The sequence below is a fragment of the Pseudonocardia phyllosphaerae genome, from assembly GCF_046546475.1.
GTDB lineage: Bacteria > Actinomycetota > Actinomycetes > Mycobacteriales > Pseudonocardiaceae > Pseudonocardia > Pseudonocardia phyllosphaerae.
In genome coordinates this window covers 279,649-302,026 of sequence record NZ_JBKGXS010000002.1, presented here as the reverse complement: position 1 = coordinate 302,026, position 22,378 = coordinate 279,649, and the positions used below count along the sequence as shown (strand labels likewise).

Below are 22,378 nucleotides of genomic sequence, written 5' to 3'. Positions count from 1 at the left end.
GTCAGCCGGCCGGCTGTGCCGCCGACATACGCGTTCAGGCAGGCCGCACCAGCAGCGCCACCGGATAGCGGTCCAGCAGCTCCGCCAGCCGCGGAGCCGGACCGTTCACCGGCCGGTTCGCGACCATGTCGTGCCAGTCGTCGAACCCGCCCGGCAGCGGCAGGGTGGTGTCCCCCCACCCGCCGCGCCGGGCGAGGCCCTCGGGCAACCGGGTCGCGACGGCGACCATCGCGCCGCCCCCGCGGGAGAACGCGACGGCGTGCCCGGCGGCCTCGCCCTGGGCGTCGATCCGGCCGTAGCCGGAGAACAGCTCCGGGCGGAACCGGCGCAGCCGGGCCACCGCGGCGGTGACCAGCAGCTTCGCCGCACCGTCGGCGTCGACCGGCGGCTGCCAGCCCTCGTCGAGGCGGGCGAGCAGCCGGGAGCGCTCCTCGATGTCCACCGGGCGCCGGTTGTCCGGGTCGACCAGCGAGTACTCGAACAGCTCGGTGCCCTGGTAGACGTCCGGCACACCCGGCCCGGCCATCTGCAGCAGCTTCTGGCCCAGCGAGTTGGAGCGGCCGGGGCCGGCGATCTCCTCGACGAACGCGTCGATCTCGGCGACCAGCTCGTCGTCGGCGAGGATCTCCCCGGGCCAGGCGGCGATCGCCTCGTCGACCTCGGCGACGGCCTCGGTGTGCGAGGTGACCAGCTTGGCCTCCTTCGAGGCCTTGCCCAGGTAGCCGGCGAGCCGCTCGGCGGAGATCGGCCACGCCCCGACGACGCTCTGCCAGGCCAGCAGCTCCAGCGACCGGTCGGGCAGCGGGTGGCGCACCGACCAGCAGCGCACCTTCTCCGCCCACTCCGCGGGCCGCTCGGCCAGCACGGCCAGCCGCGCGCGGACGTCCTCGGAGCGCTTGGTGTCGTGCGTGGACAGACAGGTCATGGTGCGCGACCTGCCGGCCTCGCGGTGCGCGAGCCCGGCGTGGAACTCGTCGGGGGAGACGCCGAAGCGGGCCGGGTCGCCACCGACCTCGTTGAGTGCGACGAACCGGTTGTACCGGTAGAACGCGGTGTCCTCGACGCCCTTCGCGGTCACCATCCCCGACGTCTGCTGCAGCCGGGTGGCGTAGAGCGATCCCGGGTCGCCGACCAGCCCGGCGTGCAGCGCGGTGATCACCGCGGCCAGGTCGGGGCGGCGGGTGCGGGCGGTGGCGACGGCGGTGTCGGCGTGCGCGCGGCCCTCGGCGATCTCCGGGGTCAGGTAGGACCGGTACACCGGGAACGCGCAGAGGAACTCCGACACCGCGTCGTGCAGGTCGCCCGCGGTGACGGTGGTGAGGTCGAGTCCGGTGAGCGCGTCGTCGGCACCCGGGCCTGCGCGGAACGCGTCGGCGATCCGCTCCACCTCGGCGACCAGGATCTCGTCGCAGACCAGGCGCTTGCCGTCGTACTCGACGGCGTGCGCGGACCGCTTCCCGCCGGTGTGCTCGGCGGTGAACTGGGTGAGCAGGCCGGCGCCGTCGGGGTCGACGAACACCCCGCACACCTCGCGCAGCGCCTCGTAGCCGGTCGTGCCGTCGACCGGCCAGGAGATCGGCAGGTCCTCGCCGACGGCCAGGATCTTCTCCACCAGCAGCCACTTGTCCGCGCCCAGCTCGGCGCGCAGCCTGCGGGCGTAGCCACCCGGGTCGGACAGGCCGTCCGGGTGGTCGACGCGCAGGCCCGCGACGGTGTCGTCGGAGCGGACGATCTCCAGGACCTTCCGGTGGGTGTCGTCGAACACCGCCGGGTCCTCGACGCGCACCGCGGCCAGATCGGAGACGTCGAAGAACCGCCGGTAGGTCAGCTCACCGGCACCGCGCTTCCAGGACACCAGCCGGTAGTGCTGGCGGTCGTGCACCTCCTGCGCGGTGGCGGTGCCCGTCTCGTCGGCGTCCGGCCCGGTGCCGGGCTCCACCGGGAAGCGGTGCTCGTAGTAGTGGAGCTCGGTGCCGTCGGCGGAGAGCTCCAGCTTGTTCAGAGCGCCCTCCTCGTCGGCGTCGAGCACCGGGAGCAGCAGCTTCTCCGCACCCCAGTCGACGTCGAAGTGGTCGGCCCACCGCGACGCCGCACCGTGCGTGAGCACGTCCCACCACCACGGGTTCTCCACCGGGGTGGCGACGCCGACGTGGTTGGGCACGATGTCGATCAGCATCCGCAGCCCGTGCTCGCGCAGCGTGCCGAGCAGGGTCCGCAGCGCCGCCTCGCCGCCGCGTTCGGCGGAGATCCGGGTCGGGTCGACGACGTCGTAGCCGTGGTTCGACCCGGTGCCCGACGCCAGCAGCGGCGAGGCGTAGAGCGCCCCGATCCCCAGCCGGTCCAGATAGCCGGTGATCGCGCGGGCGTCGTCGAACGTCCGCTCGGCGGAGAACTGCAGCCGGTAGGTGGACCCGGGAAGGCTCATGCGGTGGTGCCTCAGCCCTTCGATCGCAGGACGAGCAGGGAACGCGCGGGCAGGGTGAGCACCGAGCCCGCCGAGACCGGGTCGAGGTCCTCGCCGGAGCCGTTGGCGCCGGGCGGGTGCACCTCCCCGGAGTGGGTGTCGACGACGACCTCCCAGGCCTGGCCGAACTCGGCGGGCGGCAGGGTCGCGTCGATGTCCTCCCAGTAGGAGTTGAAGCAGAGCAGGAACGAGTCGTCGGTGATCCGCTGGCCGCGGTGGTCGACGTCGGCGATCTGCTCGCCGTTGAGGAACACGATCACGGCACGGCCCAGGTCGTTGTCCCAGTCCTCCTCGGTCATCTCCCGCCCGGCCGGGGTGAACCAGCCGATGTCGGCGATCGCGTCCGAGGTCGAGGAACGGCCGATCGGGCGCCCGGCGAAGAACCGGCGGCGGCGGAACACCGGGTGCGCGTGGCGCAGCGCGGCGACCCCGGCGGTGAACGCGGTCAGCCCCTCGTACTTGCCGGACTGCTCCCAGTCCAGCCAGGAGATCTCGTTGTCCTGGCAGTAGACGTTGTTGTTGCCGTCCTGGGTGCGGCCCAGCTCGTCGCCGTGCAGCATCATCGGCGTGCCCTGGCTGAGCAGCAGGGTGGCGAGGAAGTTGCGCTGCTGGCGGCCGCGCAGGTCGAGCACCGCCTCGTCGTCGGTGACGCCCTCGACGCCGCAGTTCCAGGAGCGGTTGTGGCTCTCGCCGTCGTTGCCGCCCTCGCCGTTGGCCTCGTTGTGCTTCTCGTTGTAGGAGACGAGGTCGGCCAGGGTGAAGCCGTCGTGCGCGGTCACGAAGTTGATCGACGCGTGCGGGCGGCGGCCGTCGGCCTGGTAGAGGTCCGAGCTGCCGGTGATCCGGGACGCGAACTCGCCGAGCGTGCCCTCCTCACCGCGCCAGAAGTCGCGCACCGTGTCGCGGTACTTGCCGTTCCACTCCGTCCACAGCGGCGGGAAGTTGCCGACCTGGTAGCCGCCGGGACCGACGTCCCACGGCTCGGCGATCAGCTTGACCTGCGAGATCACCGGATCCTGCTGGACGAGGTCGAAGAACGTCGACAGCCGGTCGACGTCGTAGAACTCGCGGGCCAGTGTCGAGGCGAGGTCGAAGCGGAAACCGTCGACGTGCATCTCGGTGACCCAGTACCGCAGCGAGTCCATGATCATCTGCAGGGTGTGCGGGTTCCGGACGTTCAGCGAGTTGCCGGTGCCGGTGTAGTCCATGTAGTAGCGGGTGTCGTCGTCGACCAGCCGGTAGTACGCGTGGTTGTCGATCCCGCGGAAGCACAGCGTCGGGCCCATGTCCGAGCCCTCGGCGGTGTGGTTGTAGACGACGTCGAGGATGACCTCGATGCCCGCGGCGTGCAGGTCGCGGACCATCGCCTTGAACTCCTGGACCTGCGAGCCGGCGCGCGCCGGGCCGGAGGCGTAGCCGTGGTACGGCGCCAGGAAGCCGATCGTGTTGTAGCCCCAGTAGTTGGAGAGGCCCTTCTCGATCAGGTGGTGGTCCTGCACGAACTCGTGCACCGGCATCAGCTCGACCGCGGTGATCCCGAGCCGCTTGTAGTGCTCGATCATCGCCGGGTGGGCGATGCCGGAGTAGCTGCCGCGCAGCTCCTCCTCGATGTCGGGGTGCTGCACGGTCAGGCCGCGCACGTGCGCCTCGTACACGACGGTCTCGTTGTACGGGATCTTCGGCGGGCGGTCCGAGCCCCAGTCGAAGTAGGGGTTCACCACGACCGACTTCGGCACGTGCGGCGCGGAGTCGGTGTCGTTGCGCGAGTCCGGGTCGCCGAAGTTGTAGCCGAACACGGCCTCGTCCCAGTCCACCGGGCCGTCGACGGCCTTGGCGTAGGGGTCGATGAGCAGCTTGTTCGGGTTGCAGCGCAGGCCCTGCTCGACGTCGTAGGGGCCGTGCACGCGGAAGCCGTAGCGCTGGCCGGGCTCGACGTTGGGCAGGTAGCCGTGCCAGACGAAGCCGTCGACCTCGGTCAGCGGCACCCGGGTCTCGGCGAGCCCGCCGGGCGCGTCGGGGTCGGGGTCGAACAGGCACAGCTCGACCTTCTCCGCGACCTCGGAGAAGAGGGCGAAGTTGGTGCCGGTGCCGTCGTAGCTGGCACCCAGCGGGTAGGCGTGCCCGGGCCAGGGCTGCATCAGTGGTCCTCTCGTCGCGACCCGGCCAGCGGCCGTGGTGCGCGCTCCAACCTATCGGGGTGGACGGCGTCGTCGCAGGCTCCGCGCCCGGCCGGGGGCCGGGTGGGGACGCAGATCACCGGACACCCCCTCGCGGAGGTCCCGGAAGGGGGTGTGCGGCGGTGTCGTGGAAGGTGTCGTGGAAACCGGTGTGGTGGCAGGCGGTCAGGAGTCCGCGAGGCGGGCCGGGAAGCCACCGGTCGCGACCGGGCTCCACCGGGCCGGGGTGATCCGGATGAGCGCCTTGCCCTGGTCGGACATCGCCCGCCGGTACTCGTCCCAGTCGGGGTGCTCGCCGGAGATCGCGCGGAAGTAGTCGACCAGCGGCTCGAGGGCGTCGGGCAGGGTCAGCAGCTCGGCGTCGCCCTCGACCTGGACCCACGCGGCGTCGAACTCGTCGGAGAGCACCAGCACCGCGGCCCGGCCGTGCCGGGCGACGTTGGCCGACTTGGCCCGCTCGGGGTAGGTCGAGATGACGATCCGGCCCTCGTCGTCGACGCCGCCGGTGACCGGGGACGCCTGCACACCGCCGTCGGACCGGGTGGTCATCAGGACCATGTGGTGGCGCGGGCGGACGAACTCCAGCAGCTCATCGGACCCGACGCGGGTGTTCGTGGCGACGGAACGTGGCATGGGCCAACCCTAGAACCGCCCCGACCGGCCTGCCCGACCGGCGCCCGGCGCGGTCGACCGTCCCCCGGGCCCCGCCGCATGCTCTAGGGTCCGGCCCCGTGAGCAGCGTCTTCACGAAGATCATCAACGGTGACATCCCGGGCCGGTTCGTCTGGTCCGACGACCAGTGCGTGGGGTTCCTCTCGATCAACCCCCTCGGGCCGGGGCACACGCTCGTCGTGCCGCGCGAGGAGGTCGACGAGTGGCTCGACGCGAGCCCTGAGCTGAACGAGCACATCGCAGGCGTGGCCCGCCTGATCGGCCGCGCGATCCGCGACGTCTGGACCCCGCCGCGGGTCGGGACCATGATCGCCGGCTTCGAGGTACCGCACATGCACGTCCATGTCTTCCCGGCGTGGGACATGACGGCCTTCGACTTCGCCAACGCCGCCGCGGACACCGACGCGACCGAGCAGGACGCCCACGCGGAGTCCCTGCGCGCCGCGCTCAAGGGCCACGGCCACGGGGAGTTCGTCCCCGAAAGCTGATCTCCCCCGGCGGCTCCCTCGGGTGGGGGAGCCGCCGCATCAGCACCCGGCGACCAGGTCCGCCCGTTCGTCGTGCGCAGGGGGCCGTCCGGCGGCACGACCGTGTCCCGACCTGACGCCGTACGGTCGTGTATCTACGCTCGACGGGACGCGTCGGACGCCCGGGTGATCACCGGGCGTCCGGTTCCGCGGCGTCCAGACCACGGCGCCGAGCCGGTGCCGGTCCGTGTCCGGTCCCCATGTCCGGGCATGCACACGTCTCATCGGGTGTCGCAGGTTTCCGAGCTGGGCGAAAGGATCCGGAGCACCGATGGTGAGCACCGGCGCGGACGCCTCCGGCCCCGAATCGTCCCCCGAGCCGATGCCCGAGTCCGCGACCGGGTCGCAGGCCGGGCCCGCGGAGGGCCGGTGGGCACAGCGGCTTGCCCTGCTGCGCCACCGTGACTTCCGTTACCTCTGGCTGGCCGAGATCCTCTCCGTGGCCGGTGACCAGGTCGCCCGGGTCGCGCTCACCGTCCTGGTGCTGCAGCGGACCGGGTCGATCGCCGGGTCGGCCGCGGTCTACGCCCTGACCTTCCTGCCCGCCCTGCTGGGCGGCATGTTCCTCGGTCATCTCGCCGACCGGTTCGCCCGGCGCACCGTCATGGCCGCGTGCGACCTCGTGCGGTGCGTGCTGGTCGCGCTCATGGCCGTGCCGGGGATCCCGCTGCCGGTGGTGTGTGCGCTGCTGGTGGTGACGGTGCTGCTGACCGGCCCGCACGGAGCGGCCCGCTCGTCGGTCCTGCCGGACATCCTCGGCGGGAACCTGCTGCCACAGGGGATCGCCCTGCGGCAGGTGTCCGCGCAGCTCGCGCAGGTCGTGGGCTTCGCCTGTGGCGGTGTCCTGGTCGCGGCCGCGACCCCGGCCGGGGCGCTGCTGATCGACTCGGTGACCTTCGCGGTGTCCTCGCTGCTGGTCGCGTTCGGGGTCCGTGCGGCCGCCGCGGTCCGCCCGGCGGAGGCCACCGGGGCATCCGGTGCGGCCGGGCCCTCCCGCTCCGCGGAGGATCCCGATGCCGCGGCGGCCGACCTCGCCGTGGATGCGGGCCTGCCCACCGGCTCCGATCCCACCGGCTCCGATCCCACCGGCCCCGATCCCACGGGCACCGATCCGGCCGGTGGTGCGCCGGAGGGGAAGCGGCGCGCGCTCGCCGACCCGCGCACCGGGCTCCGGACGGTGCTGCTCCACCCGCGCCGCCGCTACACCGCGCTGATGTCCTGGCTGATCGGCATCTACGTGCTCCCCGAGGCGCTCGCCGCCGGATACGCGGCCCAGCTGGGTGCCGACCCCGCCGACACCGGGATCCTGATGGCAGCCGGCCCGGTCGGCAGCGTCGTCGGCGGTGCGCTGTTCGCGTTCGCGATCCCGGCCGCCCGCCGCGAGTCGTGGATGGTGCCGCTCGCCGTCGGGGCGGCGGTGCCGTTGACGCTGACGCCGCTGGCCACCGGCATGTGGGCGGCGTTCGCGCTCTGGACGGTGTCCGGTGCCTGCGCGATGGCCTCGATGGTGCAGGCCCAGACCGGCTTCATCCGGGCCACGCCGTCGGAGGTCCGCGGCCGCGCGGTCGGGGTGGCGGCCTCCGGGCTCATGGCCTCGCAGGGCGTCGCGATCCTGCTGGCAGGCATCGTCGCGCAGTGGAGCGCACCGGCCGAGGCACTCGCCGCGTTCGGGGTGCTCGGCGTGCTGCTCACGCTGATGCTGTTCACACTGGGCCGGTCCGGCCGGGTGGTGGCGGACGAGGCGGCGGGGGCCACCGGATGACCCGGGAGCCGGATGTGGTGGCCTGCGGACGATCCGGGGTGGTGCGGCGGTGACGTTCCGTGGGCATGCCCGGCGGTACCGCGTCTTCCGGATCGACGAGTGGCCCGTCCGCCGCCAGCCGACGGCCACCCTGGTCCTGCTCACCGCGGTCGAGGTCGCCGCAGGGGTGCTGGTACTGATCGGGCTGCTGCGGCTGCCCCCGGACGCGACGACCGGGCGCGAGGTCCTCGGTGCCGTCGCGCTGGCCGTGCTGGGCATGCTCCAGACCGAGCTCGCGACGGGCATCGAACGCGTCCGCCGCCGGGTGGCGCACAGCTCGTACTTCGACCTGTCGAGCGTCTGGACCTTCGCCGCGGCGCTGCTGCTGCCCGCGGGGCTGGCCGGGCTCGTCGTCGCCGCGATCTACGGACACCTGTGGTGGCGGGTGTGGCGCCCGGCCGGGGCCGCGCTGCACCGGCACGTGTTCACCATGGCGACGGTGGTGCTGGCCGCGATGGCGGTGTCCGTGCTGGTCCCCCACGGGGTGCAGGGGATCGTCTCCGTCGGCACCATCGCCTCGCGGATCGCCGGATGCGGCATCCTGCTCGTGGCGATGCTGGTGTACGTGCTGGTCAACCAGGTGCTGGTCGCGGCGGCACTGGCCACGTCGTCGAGCACCCGGGTCCCGCTGCGGTCGATGATGGGGGACTGGGACGACCACGTCCTCGAGCTCGCGACGCTGTGTCTCGGGGCGCTGGCGTCGCTGGCCGCGACCCGCGAGCCGGCGCTGACCCTGCTGGTCCTGCCGCCGCTGCTGGTGCTGCACCGCGCGGTGCTGATCCGCCAGCTGGAGGAACGCGCCAACACCGACGCCAAGACCGGGCTGCTCACCGCCGCGGCCTGGCGCAGCCGCGCACACCGCGGGATGGTCCGCAGCCGCCGCCAGCGGACGACGGCGGCGCTGCTGATCCTCGACGTCGACCACTTCAAGGTCGTCAACGACACCCACGGCCACCTCGCCGGGGACGAGGTGCTCTCGGCCATCGCCGGGACGCTGCTCGCCGAGGTCCGCGACGCCGACCCGGTCGGCCGCTTCGGCGGGGAGGAGTTCGTCGTCCTGCTGGTGGGGCTGCCCGACGGCCCGGACGGCCGGGTGCAGGCCCAGGCCGCCGCGGAGCGGATCCGGCGGACCGTGCACACCCTCGACGTCCAGGTGGACGCCCCCGAGGGCGGGCTGACCGTCGGGGAGCTGAGCGTGTCGGTCGGCGTCGCCCTGCAGGGGCTCGACGGCGACGGGCTCGACGAGCTCCTGCAGGTCGCCGACTACGCCCTCTACGAGGCCAAACGCGCGGGCCGCAACCGGGTCCGGCTCGCCGGAGCCGGACCGGACCTGCCCGGCCCGCGCGTCTGAGCCCGTAGCGTCAGCGCCCGGCGGGCACGGTCACCGGCTCGCCGGCCCGCAGGGTCACCTCGGCGCCGTCGACCACGATCGTCAGCGAGGTGCCGGGCGCGGCGTCCAGGGTGAACGTCGACGCGTCGTGGCCCAGGTCGACCCGGATCGCGTCGCCCCGCCACCGCACCGTGAACCGCAGCCGCTCCCAGCGCTCGGGCAGCTGCGGCGCGAACGTCGGGCGCCCGCCCAGTACCCGCATCCCGCCGAAGCCGTGCACGGCGATCTGCCAGGTCCCGGCGGCCGCGGCGATGTGCATGCCGTCGGCGGTGTTGCCCTGGTTGTCGTCGAGGTCGACGTAGCCGGACCGCTCGAAGTAGCGCACCGCCATGCTCGGGTCGCCGACCTGCAGCCCGATGATCGCGTGGATCGACGGGCTCAGCGACGACTTGTGCAGCGTGCGTTCCTCGTAGAACTCGAAGTTCGCCCGCCGCGCCGCCTCGTCGTACTCGTCGGGCAGCAGGTACATCAGCATGAGCACGTCGGGCTGCTTGAGCAGCATCGTCGGCTCGCAGTTGAAGTGGTGGTAGCCCGCCGGGTAGCGGGGCATGTCGTTCTCGTCCCACGACTCGATGGGCACGTCGAGCCGGTCGAAGTAGCCGGTGAACTGCTCGACCACCCCGTCCGGCCGGACGACCGGGTCCACGATCCGGGCTGCCGTGTCGGCCCAGCCCGCGACCTCGTCGTCGTCGACACCCAGCTCGGCGACGATCACGGCGAGGCGCTCCGGTGCGGTCCGGGACAGGCGCTCGTGCACCGCGACGGCGTCGGTGAGGTTCCGGGCGACCATGCGGTTGGTGAAGGCGTTGTCCGCGACGTGGCTGTGGAACTCGTCCGGGCCCATGACGTCGTCGAGCCCGAGGCGCCCGCCCGGGCGCTCGTCGAGCCGCGACACCCAGTACCGGGCGGTCTCGAACAGGATCCCGGCGCCGGCGTCGAGCAGGAACGCCTCGTCCCCGGTGACGGCCACGTACTCGCCGACGGCGTGTGCGACGTCCGCGGTGACGTGCAGCTCCTCCTCCCGGGTCCAGAACCGGTCCTTGCCGTCCGGGGTCCAGCGCGGGCACTCCTCGAGACCGGTGTCGGCGGCCTCCCAGGCGTAGCGCGCGCCGCGGGTGCCGTAGCTCTCCGACAGCGCGCGGGCGCCGGGCAGCGTGTGGTGCCGGTAGCGCAGCAGCGACCGGGCCGCCTCGGGGTGGGTGAACAGGTAGAACGGCAGCAGCAGGATCTCCGAGTCCCAGAACACGTGGCCCCGGTAGCCCTCGCCGGACAGCGACTTCGCCCCGATGCTCACCGTCGGGTCGTCCGGGTTGGCGGCGATCTGCAGGTGGTAGGCGCCGAACCGCAGCGCCAGCGCGTCCTTCGCGTGCCCGGTGATCTCGATGTCGGCGTCGCGCCACTGCTCGCCCCACGCCGCGGTGCTCGCCCGCACGGCGTCGTCGAACGTCCGGCCGGTCACCGTCGCCCGTGCGCGCTCGCCCGGGTCGCCGGAGACGCCCGGGTCCCGGGAGGTGGCGACGCCGACGAGCTTGTCGACGGTCACGGCCTCCCCGGCTGCGGCCCGGAACTCGCACCGCCTGCCCGCCCGCTCGGCGCCGACCTGGTCGGTCGCCCGCTCGGGCTGCGGAGCGGTGGTCACGGTGAAGGCGTAGGCGACCCGGACGTCACGCTCGATCGTGCGGACGTCGGCCCAGCCGGTGCCGTCGCCGTGGAAGCCGACCCCGCGGACGTCGAGGTGGGTGGAGCGGGCCCACTTGTCCCACCGCTGCTGCGGCGCCAGGTCCAGCCCGTCCGGGTAGAGCGGGAGGCGTTCGAGGTTGCGCCGGTGTGCGTCCACCCCGCTGACGACGACGACGTCGGCGTCGTGCCCGAGCGGGGTCACCTCCACCCGCAACCCGGCCAGGTCCCGGTCCGCGACGCTCGCCAGCCGCAGGCTGCGCACCCGGGTGCGGCGCCCGTCCCGGTCGGCGAAGGTGGTGCTGCGGTGCAGGAGCCCGGTGCGCAGGTCCAGGACCCGCTCGTGCTCGACGACCTCGGCGGAGTCGACGTCGAGCCGCACACCGTGCACCCACACCTCGGTGTCCAGCCAGTCCGGGCAGTTCACCAGGTCGACGACGGGGGAGTCGTGCGCGTCGTACACCCCCGCCAGGTAGGTCCCCGACAGCGCGCCGAGGTGGCCCTCCTCCAGCGACCCGCGGGTCCCGAGCCGGCCGTTGCCGACGGTGAACACCGTCTCCCGGTACCCGGCGCGGGCCGGGTCGAAGCCGTGCTCGGCCAGCGTCCAGCCCGGCTCGCCCGACGGCGCGCCCAGGTGGTCGAGCCGCGGCACCGGTCCCGGCTCCGCCGCCTCGCCCGCGGGTGCGGCCTGCGCGGTCACGCGGGCTCCGCCCGCGTGTAGTCCTGCTCGCCGTACGCGGCCTCGATCTGCTTGGCCGTCCGCTCGAACGACAGGTACGACGTCAGGTCCGCGCCCCCGGCGCGCTGGGCTCCCATCGCGTTGCCGTAGTGCGCGGCCGCGACGAAGTCACCGAACATCAGGTGCCCGAACGCCATGCCTGCCGCGAACGAGTCGCCGCAGCCGGTGGTGTCGACGACGTCGTCGACCGGAATGCGGGGCACCAGGTGCTCGGCGATGGTGCCGTCCGGGCCGGGGAAGTACAGCGCGCAGCCGTCCTCGTCGAGGGTGACGCAGACGGCCTTCACCCCGCGGTCGATGCAGTGTGCGGCCAGGTCGGGCAGCTGCGCCCGGTCCAGCGGGAGGCCGATCTCGTCCGGGTCGCCACCGGGTGGCGGGAACCAGGTCCGCCCGGCCTCCTCCAGGTTCATCTTGAGGATGTCGATGCTGGGCAGCCAGGCGTCGCGGTCGATCCACAGCCGCGGCGTGCGGACCCCGCCCGGGGCGAGGCTGACGCAGGGACCGTGCGCGTCGACCAGGATCGTCGCGTTCGTGCGCGCCTTGAGGTACGCCAGCGTCGTCGCCGGGACCTCGTAGTCGGTGATCGGGACGCAGACGATCGCGTCGACGTCCTCGATCTCGCCGACGTCGTTCGGGACGATCGGGTGCATGAACCCGGACTGGCGCTCGTTGCGGGCGTTCTGGTCGACGTAGGTCAGGTCGATGACGTCGCCGCGGTCGGTGCGCGTGCGCACCAGCGACAGGTCGACGTTGCCGAGGTGGCCGAGCAGGTCCTCGATCGGGCCGCGGTCCTGCTCGCGCACGTGCGCCACCGGGATGACGACGTCGTCCGGGCCGAGCAGGGCGGCCAGCGCCGCGGTCGTGTAGAGCGCGCAGCCGTACTTGTCGAAGACCTCGCCGCGGTGGGTGGTGACGTGGTCGCGGGGGATGGGGCCGAGCACGGCCACCCGTCGTCCGGTCGTGGGGCTCATCGCGTCTCTCCCGTCAGCTCGCGTCGGAGGTGGGCTTGCGGGCGGGGGTGACGTCCCCGCCCATGCTCTCGAGGTCCATGCCCTTGGTCTCGCGGACGAAGCGGGCGACGAACAGCAGCGACAGCACCGCGAACAGGGTGTAGAGGCCGTAGGCGAAGCCCAGCGAGAACGCGGCCAGGGCCGGGAACGACACCGTGACCACCCAGTTCATCGCCCACTGGCCGGCCGCGGCCAGCGACAGCGCGGCGGCGCGGATCCGGTTCGGGAACATCTCGCCGAGCAGCACCCACACCATCGGGCCCCACGACATGCCGAACCCGATGACGAACACGTTCGCCGCGATCAGCGCGATCGGCCCGGCGATGCCGTTGAGGACGAGCCCGCCGTCCGGGCCGACGTCGGCGGTGACGAAGCAGATCGCCATCGCGCCGAGCGCGATGCTCATCGACGTCGATCCGATCATCAGCAGCGGCTTGCGGCCGAGCTTGTCGACCAGCGCGATCGCGACGAGCGTGGTCAGGATGTTGAGCACGGCGGTGAACACGCTGATCCCGAACGCGGCGCTCTCGTCGAAGCCGACGGCCTGCCACAGGTCGTTCGAGTAGTAGAAGATCACGTTGATGCCGACGGCCTGCTGGAAGATCGACAGCAGCAGACCCACCCAGACGATCGGCCAGACCCCGCCGCCCGGGCGCTTCAGGTCGCTCCACGACGGCTGGGTTGCGCTGTCCAGCGTGGACTGGATCCGGTTGATCGTGATCTCCAGGTTCTTCTCGCCGAGCAGCGCGGAGAGAACCTTGCGGGCCTCCGGGATCCGCTGCTGCGCGACCAGGAACCGCGGGGACTCGGGAATGGTCGTGGCGAGCACGCCGTAGACCACCGCGGGCACCGCCATGGCGAGGAACATCCAGCGCCACGCGGCCATCCCGAGCCACAGCTCCTCGTTCGCGCCGCCGGCCAGCTCGGCCAGGATCCAGTCGATGACCAGCGACAGGAAGATGCCGACGACGATCGCGAGCTGCTGCAGCGAGCCGAGGCGCCCGCGGATACGGGCGGGGGAGGTCTCGGCGATGTAGGCGGGGGCGATCACCGAGGCGACGCCGACGCCGAGCCCGCCGATGATCCGCCCGAGCACCAGGATCTCGAGGTTCGGGGTGATCGCGGTGACCACGGCGCTGACGAAGAACAGCACCGCGGCGATCTTCATGACCTTGAGCCGGCCGATCCTGTCCGCGATGCGGCCCGCGGTCATCGCGCCGGCGGCGGCGCCGAGCAGGGCCGAGGCCACGGCGAACCCGAGCCCTGCCTCGCTGGTGCCGAACACTTCCTGGATGGAGCTGGTCGCGCCGTTGATGACGGCGCTGTCGTAGCCGAACAGGAGACCGCCGAGTGCGGCGACGGACGCGATCCGGACGACGCCGGAGCCGCCGCCTCCTTCGTCGTCGTCGAAGACGGACGGTTCGTCGTTGAATGCCCCGTGCTCGCTCATCGGTGAGCCCTTTCGTCCGTTCCGGGGATCGCCCCGTAGCAGCCTGTGACCCTAGACACAAGTGAAGCTGTGAACAAGACCGAAGTGAAGATCAGTTTACGTCGCTATTGCTTGAACGGTCGCGGAACAGGACGGAACAGGACCGAACGGGACGGAACAGGACGGTCCGGCCGTGCCGGTCGCGGTTCACGCGTCGACGACGGTGACCGAGTCCAGCGCCGCCGCGATCCCGCCGAGCACGTGCGCCCGGGCGCCGAGCGTGGCGGTGGTGATCTCCAGGCTCTCGACGGCGCCGGGGATGCCGCGCCGGATCACGGCCCGGCGCAACGGGTCGAGCAGCAGGTCGCCTGCCTGCGCGAGCTCCCCGCCGATCGCGACGAGCTCGGGGTTGAACACGTTGCACATGTCGGCCACGGCGCGTCCGGCCTCCTCGCCGGTGTCGGCGAGGACGCGGGCGCAGGCCCGGTCGCCGCCGCGGGCCCGCGCCACGATCTCGCCCACCGACAGGTCCCGCCCGGCGACCGTGCTGACCAGCTGCACGACGTTGCGGGCGGCGATCCGGGTCTCCAGGCAGCCGCGGTTGCCGCAGCGGCACAGCGTCCCCAGCTCGTCGACGGTGGTGTGCCCGAACTCGCCCGCCGTGCCCGATGGCCCGCGGAACAGCCGCCCGTCGGTGATCAGGCCGGCGCCGACGCCGTCGGAGAGCTTCACGTAGATCAGGTTGGCGACCTCGGTGCCGCTGCCCCAGCGCAGCTCGGCCAGGGCGCCCAGGTTGGCGTCGTTGTCGACGACGACCGGCCGGCCCAGGCAGTCGCTCGCGATCTCGACGGCGGGCACACCGACCCAGCCGGGCAGGATCGTGGGGGAGCCGACGCGGCCGGAGCGGCTGTCCAGCGGGGCCGGGATGCCCATGCCGACCGCGGCGAGTCCGTCGACGGTGGTGCCGACGGCCGTGACCAGCTCGTCGAGGAGCCCCGCGGCGATCCGCATGCCGTCGCGGGCGTCGAGCCCGGCGGCGAGGTCGGTGCGCCGCTCGGAGTGGATCGTGCCGTCGGAGTCGCCGAGCGCGACGGTGACGTGCCGGTGGCCGTAGTCGATCCCGGCGACCAGGCGGCCCCCGGTGGGGTCGAGGCGGATACGGCGCCGGCGCCCGTTCCCGTCGACGACGACGACGCCGTCGGCCTCCAGGTCGCGCACGATGTTGGACACCGTGGCCGGGGCGAGCGCGGTCGTCCGGGCGAGCTCGGCCTGGCTGGGGGTGCCGCCGCGCTGGAGCTCGGCGACCACCCGTGCCCGGTTCGCGCGGCGCAGCGCGCCCTGCGAGCCGGGGTTGCGCCGGTCGTCCTGCTCCTGCATGTCGGTCCCTCCACGTCGAGGAACGCGACTGTAGCGCGAATGTTCATGAGTTGAACGTTCGCCGCCCGATTCTCACTCGGCGGGAAGGTCCTCGACGACACCGGCATCCGTGTCGTTCCGGGAGCGGGCGGGCTGCGCTCCGATGCGGACGGTGTCCCGCCCGGAGTGCTTGGCCGCGTACAGGGCGCCGTCGGCGATCTCCAGCAGGGCGGTGAGGGCGCCTGCGTCGGCGGGGAAGACGGCGCCGCCGATCGAGACGGTGACGGCGATCCCTGGGCGGGGGGCGTCGTCCGGGCCCGCGGCGCTTCCCGTGGCGGCGCTTCCCGTGGCGGTGCTGCCGGTGGTGGTGCCGTCCGGTCCGGCGGGGCCGTCGGCCGGGGCCGCGGCGCCGCGGGGGCACACCGTGTCGTGGGGGGCCACGACGGCCGACCGGGCGACCCTGCGACGCAGGCGCTCGGCGATGTGCCAGGTCTCCTCGCGGCCGTCCCCGGGGTGCAGGTGGGGGAGCAGTACGACGAACTCCTCGCCACCGAAGCGGCCGATCAGGTCGTGGTCGCGCAGCTCGGCCCGCAGCGCCCCGGCGATCGTGGCGAGGACCTGGTCGCCGGTGAGGTGGCCGTAGGTGTCGTTGACGGCCTTGAAGTGGTCGAGGTCGAGCAGCAGCAGCGCGGCAGGCCGGCCCTCCTGCTCGGCGACCCGGAGTGCGTGGGCGCTGCGCCGGCGCCAGGCGGAGTGGTTGAGCAGCCCCGTCTTGGCATCGGTGTCGGCGCGCCTGCGCAGCTCACGCACCAGGATCGTGCGGTGCAGGGCGAGGATCGGCGGGACCGCGAGCAGCGAGATGATCGGCCCGAGCAGCGCCAGCGCGCCCGCGGTGAGCGCGCCGAGGCACAGGGTCGCGAGCTCCAGGGTCAGTGCATCGGTGCGGAACAGGATGTGCAGCGGCCGGGCCTGCGGGTCGACCAGCCGGACCGCGGTCATCACCAGCCCGGCGTTGACGGCCGTGAACGCGAGGATCGCCAGGGCGGTCGTGACCAGCTCGGAGGTGCCGGCCAGCGGGCCGCCGGGCCGGGCCGTCGCGGTGACCAGGGCGGCGGCCTCGACGGCGAGCACGATGGTCGCGGCGTTGTAGAGGGTGCGGTTCAGCGGTCGGCGGTCCGGGGCGGGGATGGCGCGCTGCACCCGCAGGTAGAGGTGTGCGTAGATCACCAGGACCACGAGTGTCGCCAGGGCCGGCGGCAGCAGGAGTGCCCCGGCGAGCGTCCACACCGAGGTCAGGTTGACGTGGTGGGTCTCCATCGCATACCGGCGCAGCCGCTCGACGCCGGACACCATCTCGGTGTGCAGGACGCCGGCGACGGCGAGGAAGACTCCTGTGAACACCGTGCGGTGCGGCGGGAGGGCCAGCTGCGTGAAGTCGCCGACGATGACGCCGACCGCGGCCGCGTCGACGAGCAGCGAGAGCGCGATGACCGCTGCGGGGGCCCGCCAGAGCTGCCAGCGAGACATCCGCTGGAGTGGCGTGGACAGCGCGGCCGACGAGGTCATGAGCCCCCCGCTGTCATCTCCGACGCGATCCGCGTCCCCGCCACCGTCCCGGCCGATCGTAGCCGGGAAACATCGCTCATCGTGATCGGCGCCGGGGTGTCGCGTCGTTGCCCCAGCTCGCCGCGGCGAGGCGCTCACACAGAGTAGTAGTTCCTCGCGAGCGGCGCAGCGTGTTCCGCCGTCTGCGCCCCGCTCGCTTTGAAACCCGTCACGAAGGTCGTGCATTTCCTGCGTTCGTGGGTCAGAATTCCGGGGAGCGGCGCACCGGGGCCGATGCGCCGACGAGAACTCGATCACGTTCGTCGAAGATCGCCAGTTCACGAGGATGAAAGGTGGTGTTCAACCGTGCGCGGTTTCGAGTACTGATTGCGTATCCATGTATGAGACCCGGGGGCGTGGAGTGCGTTTCTTCCACGTCTCCGGGAACGGTGTGGAGCACGACGGTCGTCACGGAGCCGGACGGGCGCGCAATGGCTGCTCCCCGTCCGGGTGACGAGCGCTACCGGAGATCCGACGCGCGCCGACGCGTCGGCTCCGCTACTGCTCCGTAGAGTGGTGCCGACGAGTCGAGGCCGGTCCGAACCAGGGCCGGCGGCGAGGAGGCAGCACGTGACGAAGACCCGGGGGCTGGCCGCGATCCGGCGGCCGTCCGACCTGCGGGCACTGGGCGCCGAGGAGCTGGCGTCGCTCGCGGCGGAGATCCGCGGCTTCCTGATCCGCGCGGTCTCGCGCACCGGCGGGCACCTCGGCCCGAACCTGGGTGTGGTCGAGCTGACGATCGCGCTGCACCGCGTGTTCGACTCGCCGCAGGACACCCTGATCTGGGACACCGGGCACCAGGCGTACGTCCACAAGCTCCTCACCGGCAGGCAGGACGGCTGGGAGCGGCTCAAGAAGACCGGTGGGCTGTCGGGATACCCGAGCCGCACCGAGTCCGAGCACGACCACGTCGAGTCCTCGCACGCGTCGTCGTCGCTGTCCTGGGCCGACGGCATCGCCCGCGCCAACGCGCTGACCCACCGCGACCGGCACGTCGTCGCGGTGATCGGGGACGGCGCGCTCACCGGCGGCATGGCCTGGGAGGCGCTCAACAACATCGCCTCGGGCCCCGACCGCAACCTGGTGGTCGTCGTCAACGACAACGGCCGCTCCTACTCGCCGACGATCGGCGGGCTGGCCGACCGGCTCGCGTCGCTGCGGCTGCAGCCCGGCTACGAGCGCGTGCTCGAGGCCGGGAAGAACACGCTGCGCGGCACCCCGGTCGTCGGGCCTGCGCTCTACGCGGGGGTGCACGCGTTCAAGGCCGGGGTGAAGGACGCGCTCAGCCCGCAGGAACTGTTCGCCGACCTCGGCATCAAGTACTTCGGCCCGGTCGACGGCCACGACATCGGCCAGGTCGAGTCCGCGCTGCGCCGCGCCAAGCGCTTCGGCGGGCCGGTCATCGTGCACACGGTGACCCGCAAGGGCAACGGCTACCCGCCGGCGGAGAACGACGAGGCCGAGCAGATGCACAGCCCGGCCGCGTTCGACCCGGAGACCGGGGAGCCGACCGGTGAGGCGAAGACCGGCTGGACCGACGTGTTCGCCGAGGAGCTCGTCGAGCTGGGCGGGCGTCGCGAGGACGTCGTCGCGATCACCGCCGCGATGCTCGGCCCGACCGGTCTCGCGCCGTTCGCCGCCGCGTTCCCGGACCGCATCGTCGACGTCGGCATCGCCGAGCAGCACGCCCTGACCTGCGCCTCGGGGCTCGCCCGCGGCGGGCGTCATCCGGTCGTCGCGCTGTACTCGACGTTCCTCAACCGGGCCTTCGACCAGCTGCTGATGGACGCCGGGCTGCACCGCGAGGCCGTCACCCTGGTCCTCGACCGGTCCGGGGTCACCGGCTCCGACGGGCCGTCGCACAACGGCATGTGGGACCTGTCGCTGCTCGGGATCGTGCCCGGCATGCGGGTCGCCGCCCCGCGGGACGAGCCGACGCTGCGCGAGGAGTTCCGCGAGGCCGTCGCCGTCACCGACGGGCCGACCGCGCTCCGCTACCCGAAGGGCTCGGTGATCGGCTCGGTGCCCGCCGTGCGCCGGCTCGCCGGCTCCGCAGGCGTCGACGTGCTGCACGAGCCGGACGGGCGCGACGCGCAGGTGCTGCTGGTGTGCGTCGGCGAGTTCGGACAGCTCGGTGTGGCCGTGGCGAAGCGGCTCGCCGACCAGGGCGTGGACGTCACCGTCGTCGACCCGCGGTGGGTGCTGCCGGTGCCCGGCGAGCTGCTGGAGCTGGCCGCCGAACACCGCCTCGTGGTCACCGTCTCCGACGCCTGCACCCACGGCGGGTTCGGCTCCGCGCTGTCGGACGCTCTGCGCGGCAACGACATCGACGTCCGGCAGCGGGACCTCGCGCTGCCACAGGAGTACCTGGAGCACGGCAGCCGCGACGACGTGCTGGCCGCGACCGGGCTCACCGCGCAGGACGTGGCGCGCCGGGTCATCGAGTGGGCCGCGGTCGCCGTGCCGCAGGTCCCCGCCCTCGACGCGGAGCGGGCAGGCTGATGCGGGTCATCGTCGTCGAGGACGAGCCGGCGATGGCCGACGCCGTCGCCCGCGGCCTGCGCCGGGACGGGATGGCCGTCGACGTCGCCCACGACGGCGACGAGGGCTCGGAGAAGCTCTCGGTCACCCGCTACGACGTCGCCGTCCTCGACCGGGACCTGCCCGGCCGCTCCGGCGACGAGCTGTGCGACGAGCTCGTCGCCGCAGGCGGCACCACCCGGGTGCTCATGCTGACCGCGTCGGACACCCTCGCCGACAAGGTCGAGGGCCTGTCCCGCGGCGCGGACGACTACCTCGCCAAGCCCTTCGACTTCCCCGAGCTCGTCGCCCGGGTCCGTGCGCTGGGCCGGCGCGCCACCCCCGCGGTCCCGCCGACGCTCGTCGCCGGGGACCTCGTGCTCGACCCGGCGCGGCGCACCGTGCACCGCGACGCCGGGCCGGTCGAGCTGACCCGCAAGGAGTTCGGGGTGCTGGAGGTGCTGCTCGCCGCGGGCGGCACCGTCGTGTCCTCCGAGGAGCTGCTCGAACGGGTCTGGGACGAGAACGCCGACCCGTTCACCACCACCGTCCGGGTCACCGTGATGACGCTGCGCAAGAAGCTCGGCGAGCCCGGGCTGATCGACACCGTCGTCGGGGCGGGCTACCGGGTCCCGGACGCCGCGGCCCCCGGAACCGCTGCGGGCTGAGCCGTGTCGCTGCGGCCCCGGCTGACCCTGCTGGCCACCGCGCTGGTCGCGGCGGTCGCCGCCCTGCTGCTGTGGCTGGGCTGGCTGCTCGTCGGCGCGGCCGTCGCCGGCACCCCGGCGCTGCCCGGCACCGTGGAGGTCGGCGGCGTGCTGGTGCCCGCCGACACCGCCCGCGCCGCCGTCGCCGCGTCGGCACGCCGGGAGGTGCTGCGCGCCGGGCTCATCGCGTTCCCGCTGGTCGTGCTGGCCGGGGCCGTCTCGGCGTGGGTGCTGGTCGGGCGGGCACTGGAGCCGCTGCACCGGGTCGTCGACACCGCCTCGCGGCTGTCCGCCCGCTCGCTCGACGAGCGGGTCGCCCTCGCCTCGGCCCGCGGGGAGGTCGCCGAGCTGGCCGCCGCGTTCGACGCGATGCTCGACCGGCTGCAGGCGGCATTCGACGCCCAGTCCCGGTTCGTCGCCAACGCCGGGCACGAGCTGCGCACCCCGCTGGCCGTGTTGCGCACCGAGATCGACGTGACCCTGCAGGACCCCGACGCCGACCCGGCCGAGCTGCGCCGGATGGCCGAGGTCGTGCGCGATGCCGGCCGGCGCTGCGACGAGCTCGTCACCGGCCTGCTGCTCCTCGCCCGCACCGAGGCGACCGGTCCGCTCGCCGCCGCCGACCGGTGCCCGGTGGACCTGTCCGCGGTCCTCGACACCGAGCTCGACGCCGTCTCCGCCGGGGTCGCCGCACGCGGGCTCACCGTGCGCACCGACCCGCGACCCGCTCCGACCAGCGGCGACGACGTCCTGCTCCGCCGGCTGGTGGCGAACCTGCTGGAGAACGCGGTGCGGCACAACTGCGACGGCGGCTGGATCGAGGCCGGGTGCCACGTGGAGGCCACGACCGTCGTCCTGCGGGTCGCCTCCTCCGGGCCGGAGCTGGTCGCCGACCGGGTGGGGGAGCTGTTCGAGCCCTTCCGCCGCGGCCCGGTCGCGCGGACCGCGCACACCCGCGGGTCGGGGCTGGGCCTGTCGATCGTCCGCGCGGTCGCCGCCGCGCACGGCGGCACCGTCACCGGGACGGCCGTCGACGGCGGAGGACTGGCGGTGCGGGTGGAGCTTCCCGCCGTGCGGATGCCGGTGGACGCGCCCGCGCTGCCCTGACCGGGCGGCTACGGCGCGAGGACCGGCTCGAGCAGCGGGGCCAGCAGCTCGACCTGCCAGGGCCGCGCACCGCCGGTGCCCAGCGCGCCGCGGACGTCGCCGTCGGCGGGCGGGGCCCAGCACAGCCTGCGCAGCAGGTCCGGCTGGAGCAGGTTCTCCACCGGCACGTCGTGCGACTCCGACACCGACGCCAGCGCCGAGCGGGCCGCGGACAGCCGGGCGGCGGCGTCCGGGTCGCGGTCGGCCCAGCGCGACACCGGCGGCGGGCCGTCGACCGGGGCGGAACCGCGGGGCAGGTCGGAGTCCGGCAGGTCGGCGGCGCGGCGCAGTGCGTCGAACCAGTAGCGGGCCAGCCGGCGCTGGGAACGGCCCCGGTACACCGGCAGCCCGGCCAGGACCTGCGGAGACTCCGGGTTCTTGACCGCGGCGTCGACGATCGCGGCGTCCGGCAGCACCCGGCCCGGCGCGATGTCGCGCTCGGCGGCGAGCTGGTCGCGGGCCTGCCACAGCTCGCGGACCGCGGCCAGCGGGCGCGGCTTGCGGACCTTGTGGATGCCCGAGGTCCGCCGCCACGGCTCGGCGCGCGGGGCAGGCGGCCCGGCGGTGCGGACCGCCTCGAACTCCTGGCGGGCCCACTCGAGCTTGCCTGCCTCGTCGAGCATCCGGGTGAGCACGTCGCGCAGCTCGACCAGCACCTCGACGTCGAGGGCGGCGTAGACCAGCCAGTCCTCGGGCAGCGGCCGCCGCGACCAGTCCGCGGCCCCGTGCCCCTTCTCCAGCGACAGCCCGAGCAGGTTCTCCACCATCGGGCCCAGCCCGACGCGGGGGAGCCCGGCCAGGCGTCCGGCCAGCTCGGTGTCGAACAGCGATGCCGGCCGCAGCCCGATCTCGGCCAGGCAGGCCAGGTCCTGGGACGCGGCGTGCAGCACCCACTCCGGCCCGTCCAGGGCCGTCGCGAGCGGGGTCAGCGCGCCGTGCAGCGGGATGGGGTCGACGAGCGCGGTGCCCGCACCCTCGCGGCGCAGCTGCACCAGGTAGGCGCGCTGGGAGTAGCGGAAACCCGAGGCCCGTTCGGCGTCGACGGCGACCGGGCCGGTACCGGACGTGAACGCCGACGCGACCTCGGCGAGGGCGTCCGCGGACGCCGTCACCGGGGGCAGGCCGTCGGCAGGCCGGAGCAGGGGCACCGGATCGGGT

General features: G+C 73.5%; 15 protein-coding genes. 6 read left to right on the top strand and 9 right to left on the bottom strand.

All coding sequences use genetic code 11. From position 1 onward, the window contains the following. Positions 1–34: 34 nt before the first annotated feature. The 3 genes from treY to ACLE50_RS06760 form a co-directional block, all read right to left on the bottom strand. On the bottom strand, positions 35–2,425 hold the full coding sequence (treY, locus tag ACLE50_RS06770; protein WP_410942532.1) for a malto-oligosyltrehalose synthase: 2,391 nt from the start codon (positions 2,423–2,425) through the stop codon (positions 35–37). 11 nt (positions 2,426–2,436) lie between these two features. Beyond that, entirely contained in the window at positions 2,437–4,602 is a 2,166-nt protein-coding gene (gene glgX / locus ACLE50_RS06765; RefSeq protein ID WP_410942531.1) for a glycogen debranching protein GlgX, read from the bottom strand. 204 nt (positions 4,603–4,806) lie between these two features. Beyond that, positions 4,807–5,274 (bottom strand): PPOX class F420-dependent oxidoreductase, encoded by a 468-nt coding sequence (locus ACLE50_RS06760; RefSeq protein ID WP_410942530.1) that lies wholly within the window; start codon positions 5,272–5,274, stop codon positions 4,807–4,809. 98 nt (positions 5,275–5,372) lie between these two features. On the opposite strand from ACLE50_RS06760, the gene ACLE50_RS06755 reads away from it, so the two are divergent. The 3 genes from ACLE50_RS06755 to ACLE50_RS06745 all read left to right on the top strand — a co-directional run bounded on the left by ACLE50_RS06755 (position 5,373) and on the right by ACLE50_RS06745 (position 8,992). Beyond that, positions 5,373–5,801: an HIT family protein gene (locus ACLE50_RS06755; protein ID WP_410942529.1), complete on the top strand. Its 429-nt coding sequence runs from the start codon at positions 5,373–5,375 to the stop codon at positions 5,799–5,801. 310 nt (positions 5,802–6,111) lie between these two features. Further along, entirely contained in the window at positions 6,112–7,602 is a 1,491-nt protein-coding gene (locus ACLE50_RS06750) for an MFS transporter (protein WP_410942528.1), read from the top strand. 49 nt (positions 7,603–7,651) lie between these two features. After that, the gene (locus ACLE50_RS06745; protein ID WP_410942527.1) at positions 7,652–8,992 is read left to right on the top strand and encodes a sensor domain-containing diguanylate cyclase; all 1,341 of its coding nucleotides are present in this window, start codon (positions 7,652–7,654) and stop codon (positions 8,990–8,992) included. Positions 8,993–9,002: 10 nt separating this feature from the next. Here ACLE50_RS06745 and ACLE50_RS06740 read toward each other — a convergent pair whose 3' ends face one another. The 5 genes from ACLE50_RS06740 to ACLE50_RS06720 form a co-directional block, all read right to left on the bottom strand. Beyond that, positions 9,003–11,408, bottom strand: a complete 2,406-nt coding sequence (locus ACLE50_RS06740; RefSeq protein ID WP_410942526.1) for a glycoside hydrolase family 65 protein — start codon at positions 11,406–11,408, stop codon at positions 9,003–9,005. Further along, positions 11,405–12,418: a carbohydrate kinase family protein gene (locus ACLE50_RS06735; RefSeq protein WP_410942525.1), complete on the bottom strand. Its 1,014-nt coding sequence runs from the start codon at positions 12,416–12,418 to the stop codon at positions 11,405–11,407. The genes ACLE50_RS06740 and ACLE50_RS06735 overlap by 4 nt, the downstream gene beginning before the upstream one ends. Before the next feature lie 13 nt (positions 12,419–12,431). Further along, positions 12,432–13,907 carry a sugar porter family MFS transporter gene (locus ACLE50_RS06730; RefSeq protein WP_410942524.1) on the bottom strand — a complete coding sequence of 492 codons (1,476 nt, stop codon included), beginning with the start codon at positions 13,905–13,907 and terminating at the stop codon, positions 12,432–12,434. A gap of 186 nt (positions 13,908–14,093) precedes the next feature. Continuing rightward, positions 14,094–15,263 carry an ROK family transcriptional regulator gene (locus ACLE50_RS06725; protein ID WP_410942523.1) on the bottom strand — a complete coding sequence of 390 codons (1,170 nt, stop codon included), beginning with the start codon at positions 15,261–15,263 and terminating at the stop codon, positions 14,094–14,096. Positions 15,264–15,335: 72 nt separating this feature from the next. Next, the gene (locus tag ACLE50_RS06720; protein WP_410942522.1) at positions 15,336–16,769 is read right to left on the bottom strand and encodes a GGDEF domain-containing protein; all 1,434 of its coding nucleotides are present in this window, start codon (positions 16,767–16,769) and stop codon (positions 15,336–15,338) included. Between the two features lie 648 nt (positions 16,770–17,417). Between ACLE50_RS06720 and dxs the strand changes: the two genes are divergently transcribed. The 3 genes from dxs to ACLE50_RS06705 are packed head-to-tail and all read left to right on the top strand — an operon-like array spanning position 17,418 to position 21,181. Beyond that, positions 17,418–19,349 carry a 1-deoxy-D-xylulose-5-phosphate synthase gene (gene dxs / locus ACLE50_RS06715; protein WP_410942521.1) on the top strand — a complete coding sequence of 644 codons (1,932 nt, stop codon included), beginning with the start codon at positions 17,418–17,420 and terminating at the stop codon, positions 19,347–19,349. Next, a complete protein-coding gene (locus tag ACLE50_RS06710; protein WP_410942520.1) occupies positions 19,349–20,035 on the top strand; it encodes a response regulator transcription factor in 687 nt (228 codons plus the stop codon). The genes dxs and ACLE50_RS06710 overlap by 1 nt, the downstream gene beginning before the upstream one ends. Positions 20,036–20,038: 3 nt before the next feature. Further along, on the top strand, positions 20,039–21,181 hold the full coding sequence (locus ACLE50_RS06705) for a sensor histidine kinase (RefSeq protein WP_410942519.1): 1,143 nt from the start codon (positions 20,039–20,041) through the stop codon (positions 21,179–21,181). 8 nt (positions 21,182–21,189) lie between these two features. On the opposite strand, the gene ACLE50_RS06700 is transcribed toward ACLE50_RS06705, so the two are convergent. Then, positions 21,190–22,368 (bottom strand): HRDC domain-containing protein, encoded by a 1,179-nt coding sequence (locus ACLE50_RS06700; protein ID WP_410942518.1) that lies wholly within the window; start codon positions 22,366–22,368, stop codon positions 21,190–21,192. Positions 22,369–22,378: the final 10 nt, after the last annotated feature.

Excerpts from the sequence above, each read along its gene's own strand:
- treY (WP_410942532.1), bottom strand. The coding sequence starts at position 2,425 with ATGAGCCTTCCCGGGTCCACCTACCGGCTGCAGTTCTCCGCCGAGCGG.
- glgX (WP_410942531.1), bottom strand. The coding sequence starts at position 4,602 with ATGCAGCCCTGGCCCGGGCACGCCTACCCGCTGGGTGCCAGCTACGAC.
- ACLE50_RS06760 (WP_410942530.1), bottom strand. The coding sequence starts at position 5,274 with ATGCCACGTTCCGTCGCCACGAACACCCGCGTCGGGTCCGATGAGCTG.
- ACLE50_RS06750 (WP_410942528.1), top strand. The coding sequence starts at position 6,112 with ATGGTGAGCACCGGCGCGGACGCCTCCGGCCCCGAATCGTCCCCCGAG.
- ACLE50_RS06735 (WP_410942525.1), bottom strand. The coding sequence starts at position 12,418 with ATGAGCCCCACGACCGGACGACGGGTGGCCGTGCTCGGCCCCATCCCC.
- ACLE50_RS06730 (WP_410942524.1), bottom strand. The coding sequence starts at position 13,907 with ATGAGCGAGCACGGGGCATTCAACGACGAACCGTCCGTCTTCGACGAC.
- ACLE50_RS06725 (WP_410942523.1), bottom strand. The coding sequence starts at position 15,263 with ATGCAGGAGCAGGACGACCGGCGCAACCCCGGCTCGCAGGGCGCGCTG.
- ACLE50_RS06720 (WP_410942522.1), bottom strand. The coding sequence starts at position 16,769 with ATGTCTCGCTGGCAGCTCTGGCGGGCCCCCGCAGCGGTCATCGCGCTC.
- ACLE50_RS06710 (WP_410942520.1), top strand. The coding sequence starts at position 19,349 with ATGCGGGTCATCGTCGTCGAGGACGAGCCGGCGATGGCCGACGCCGTC.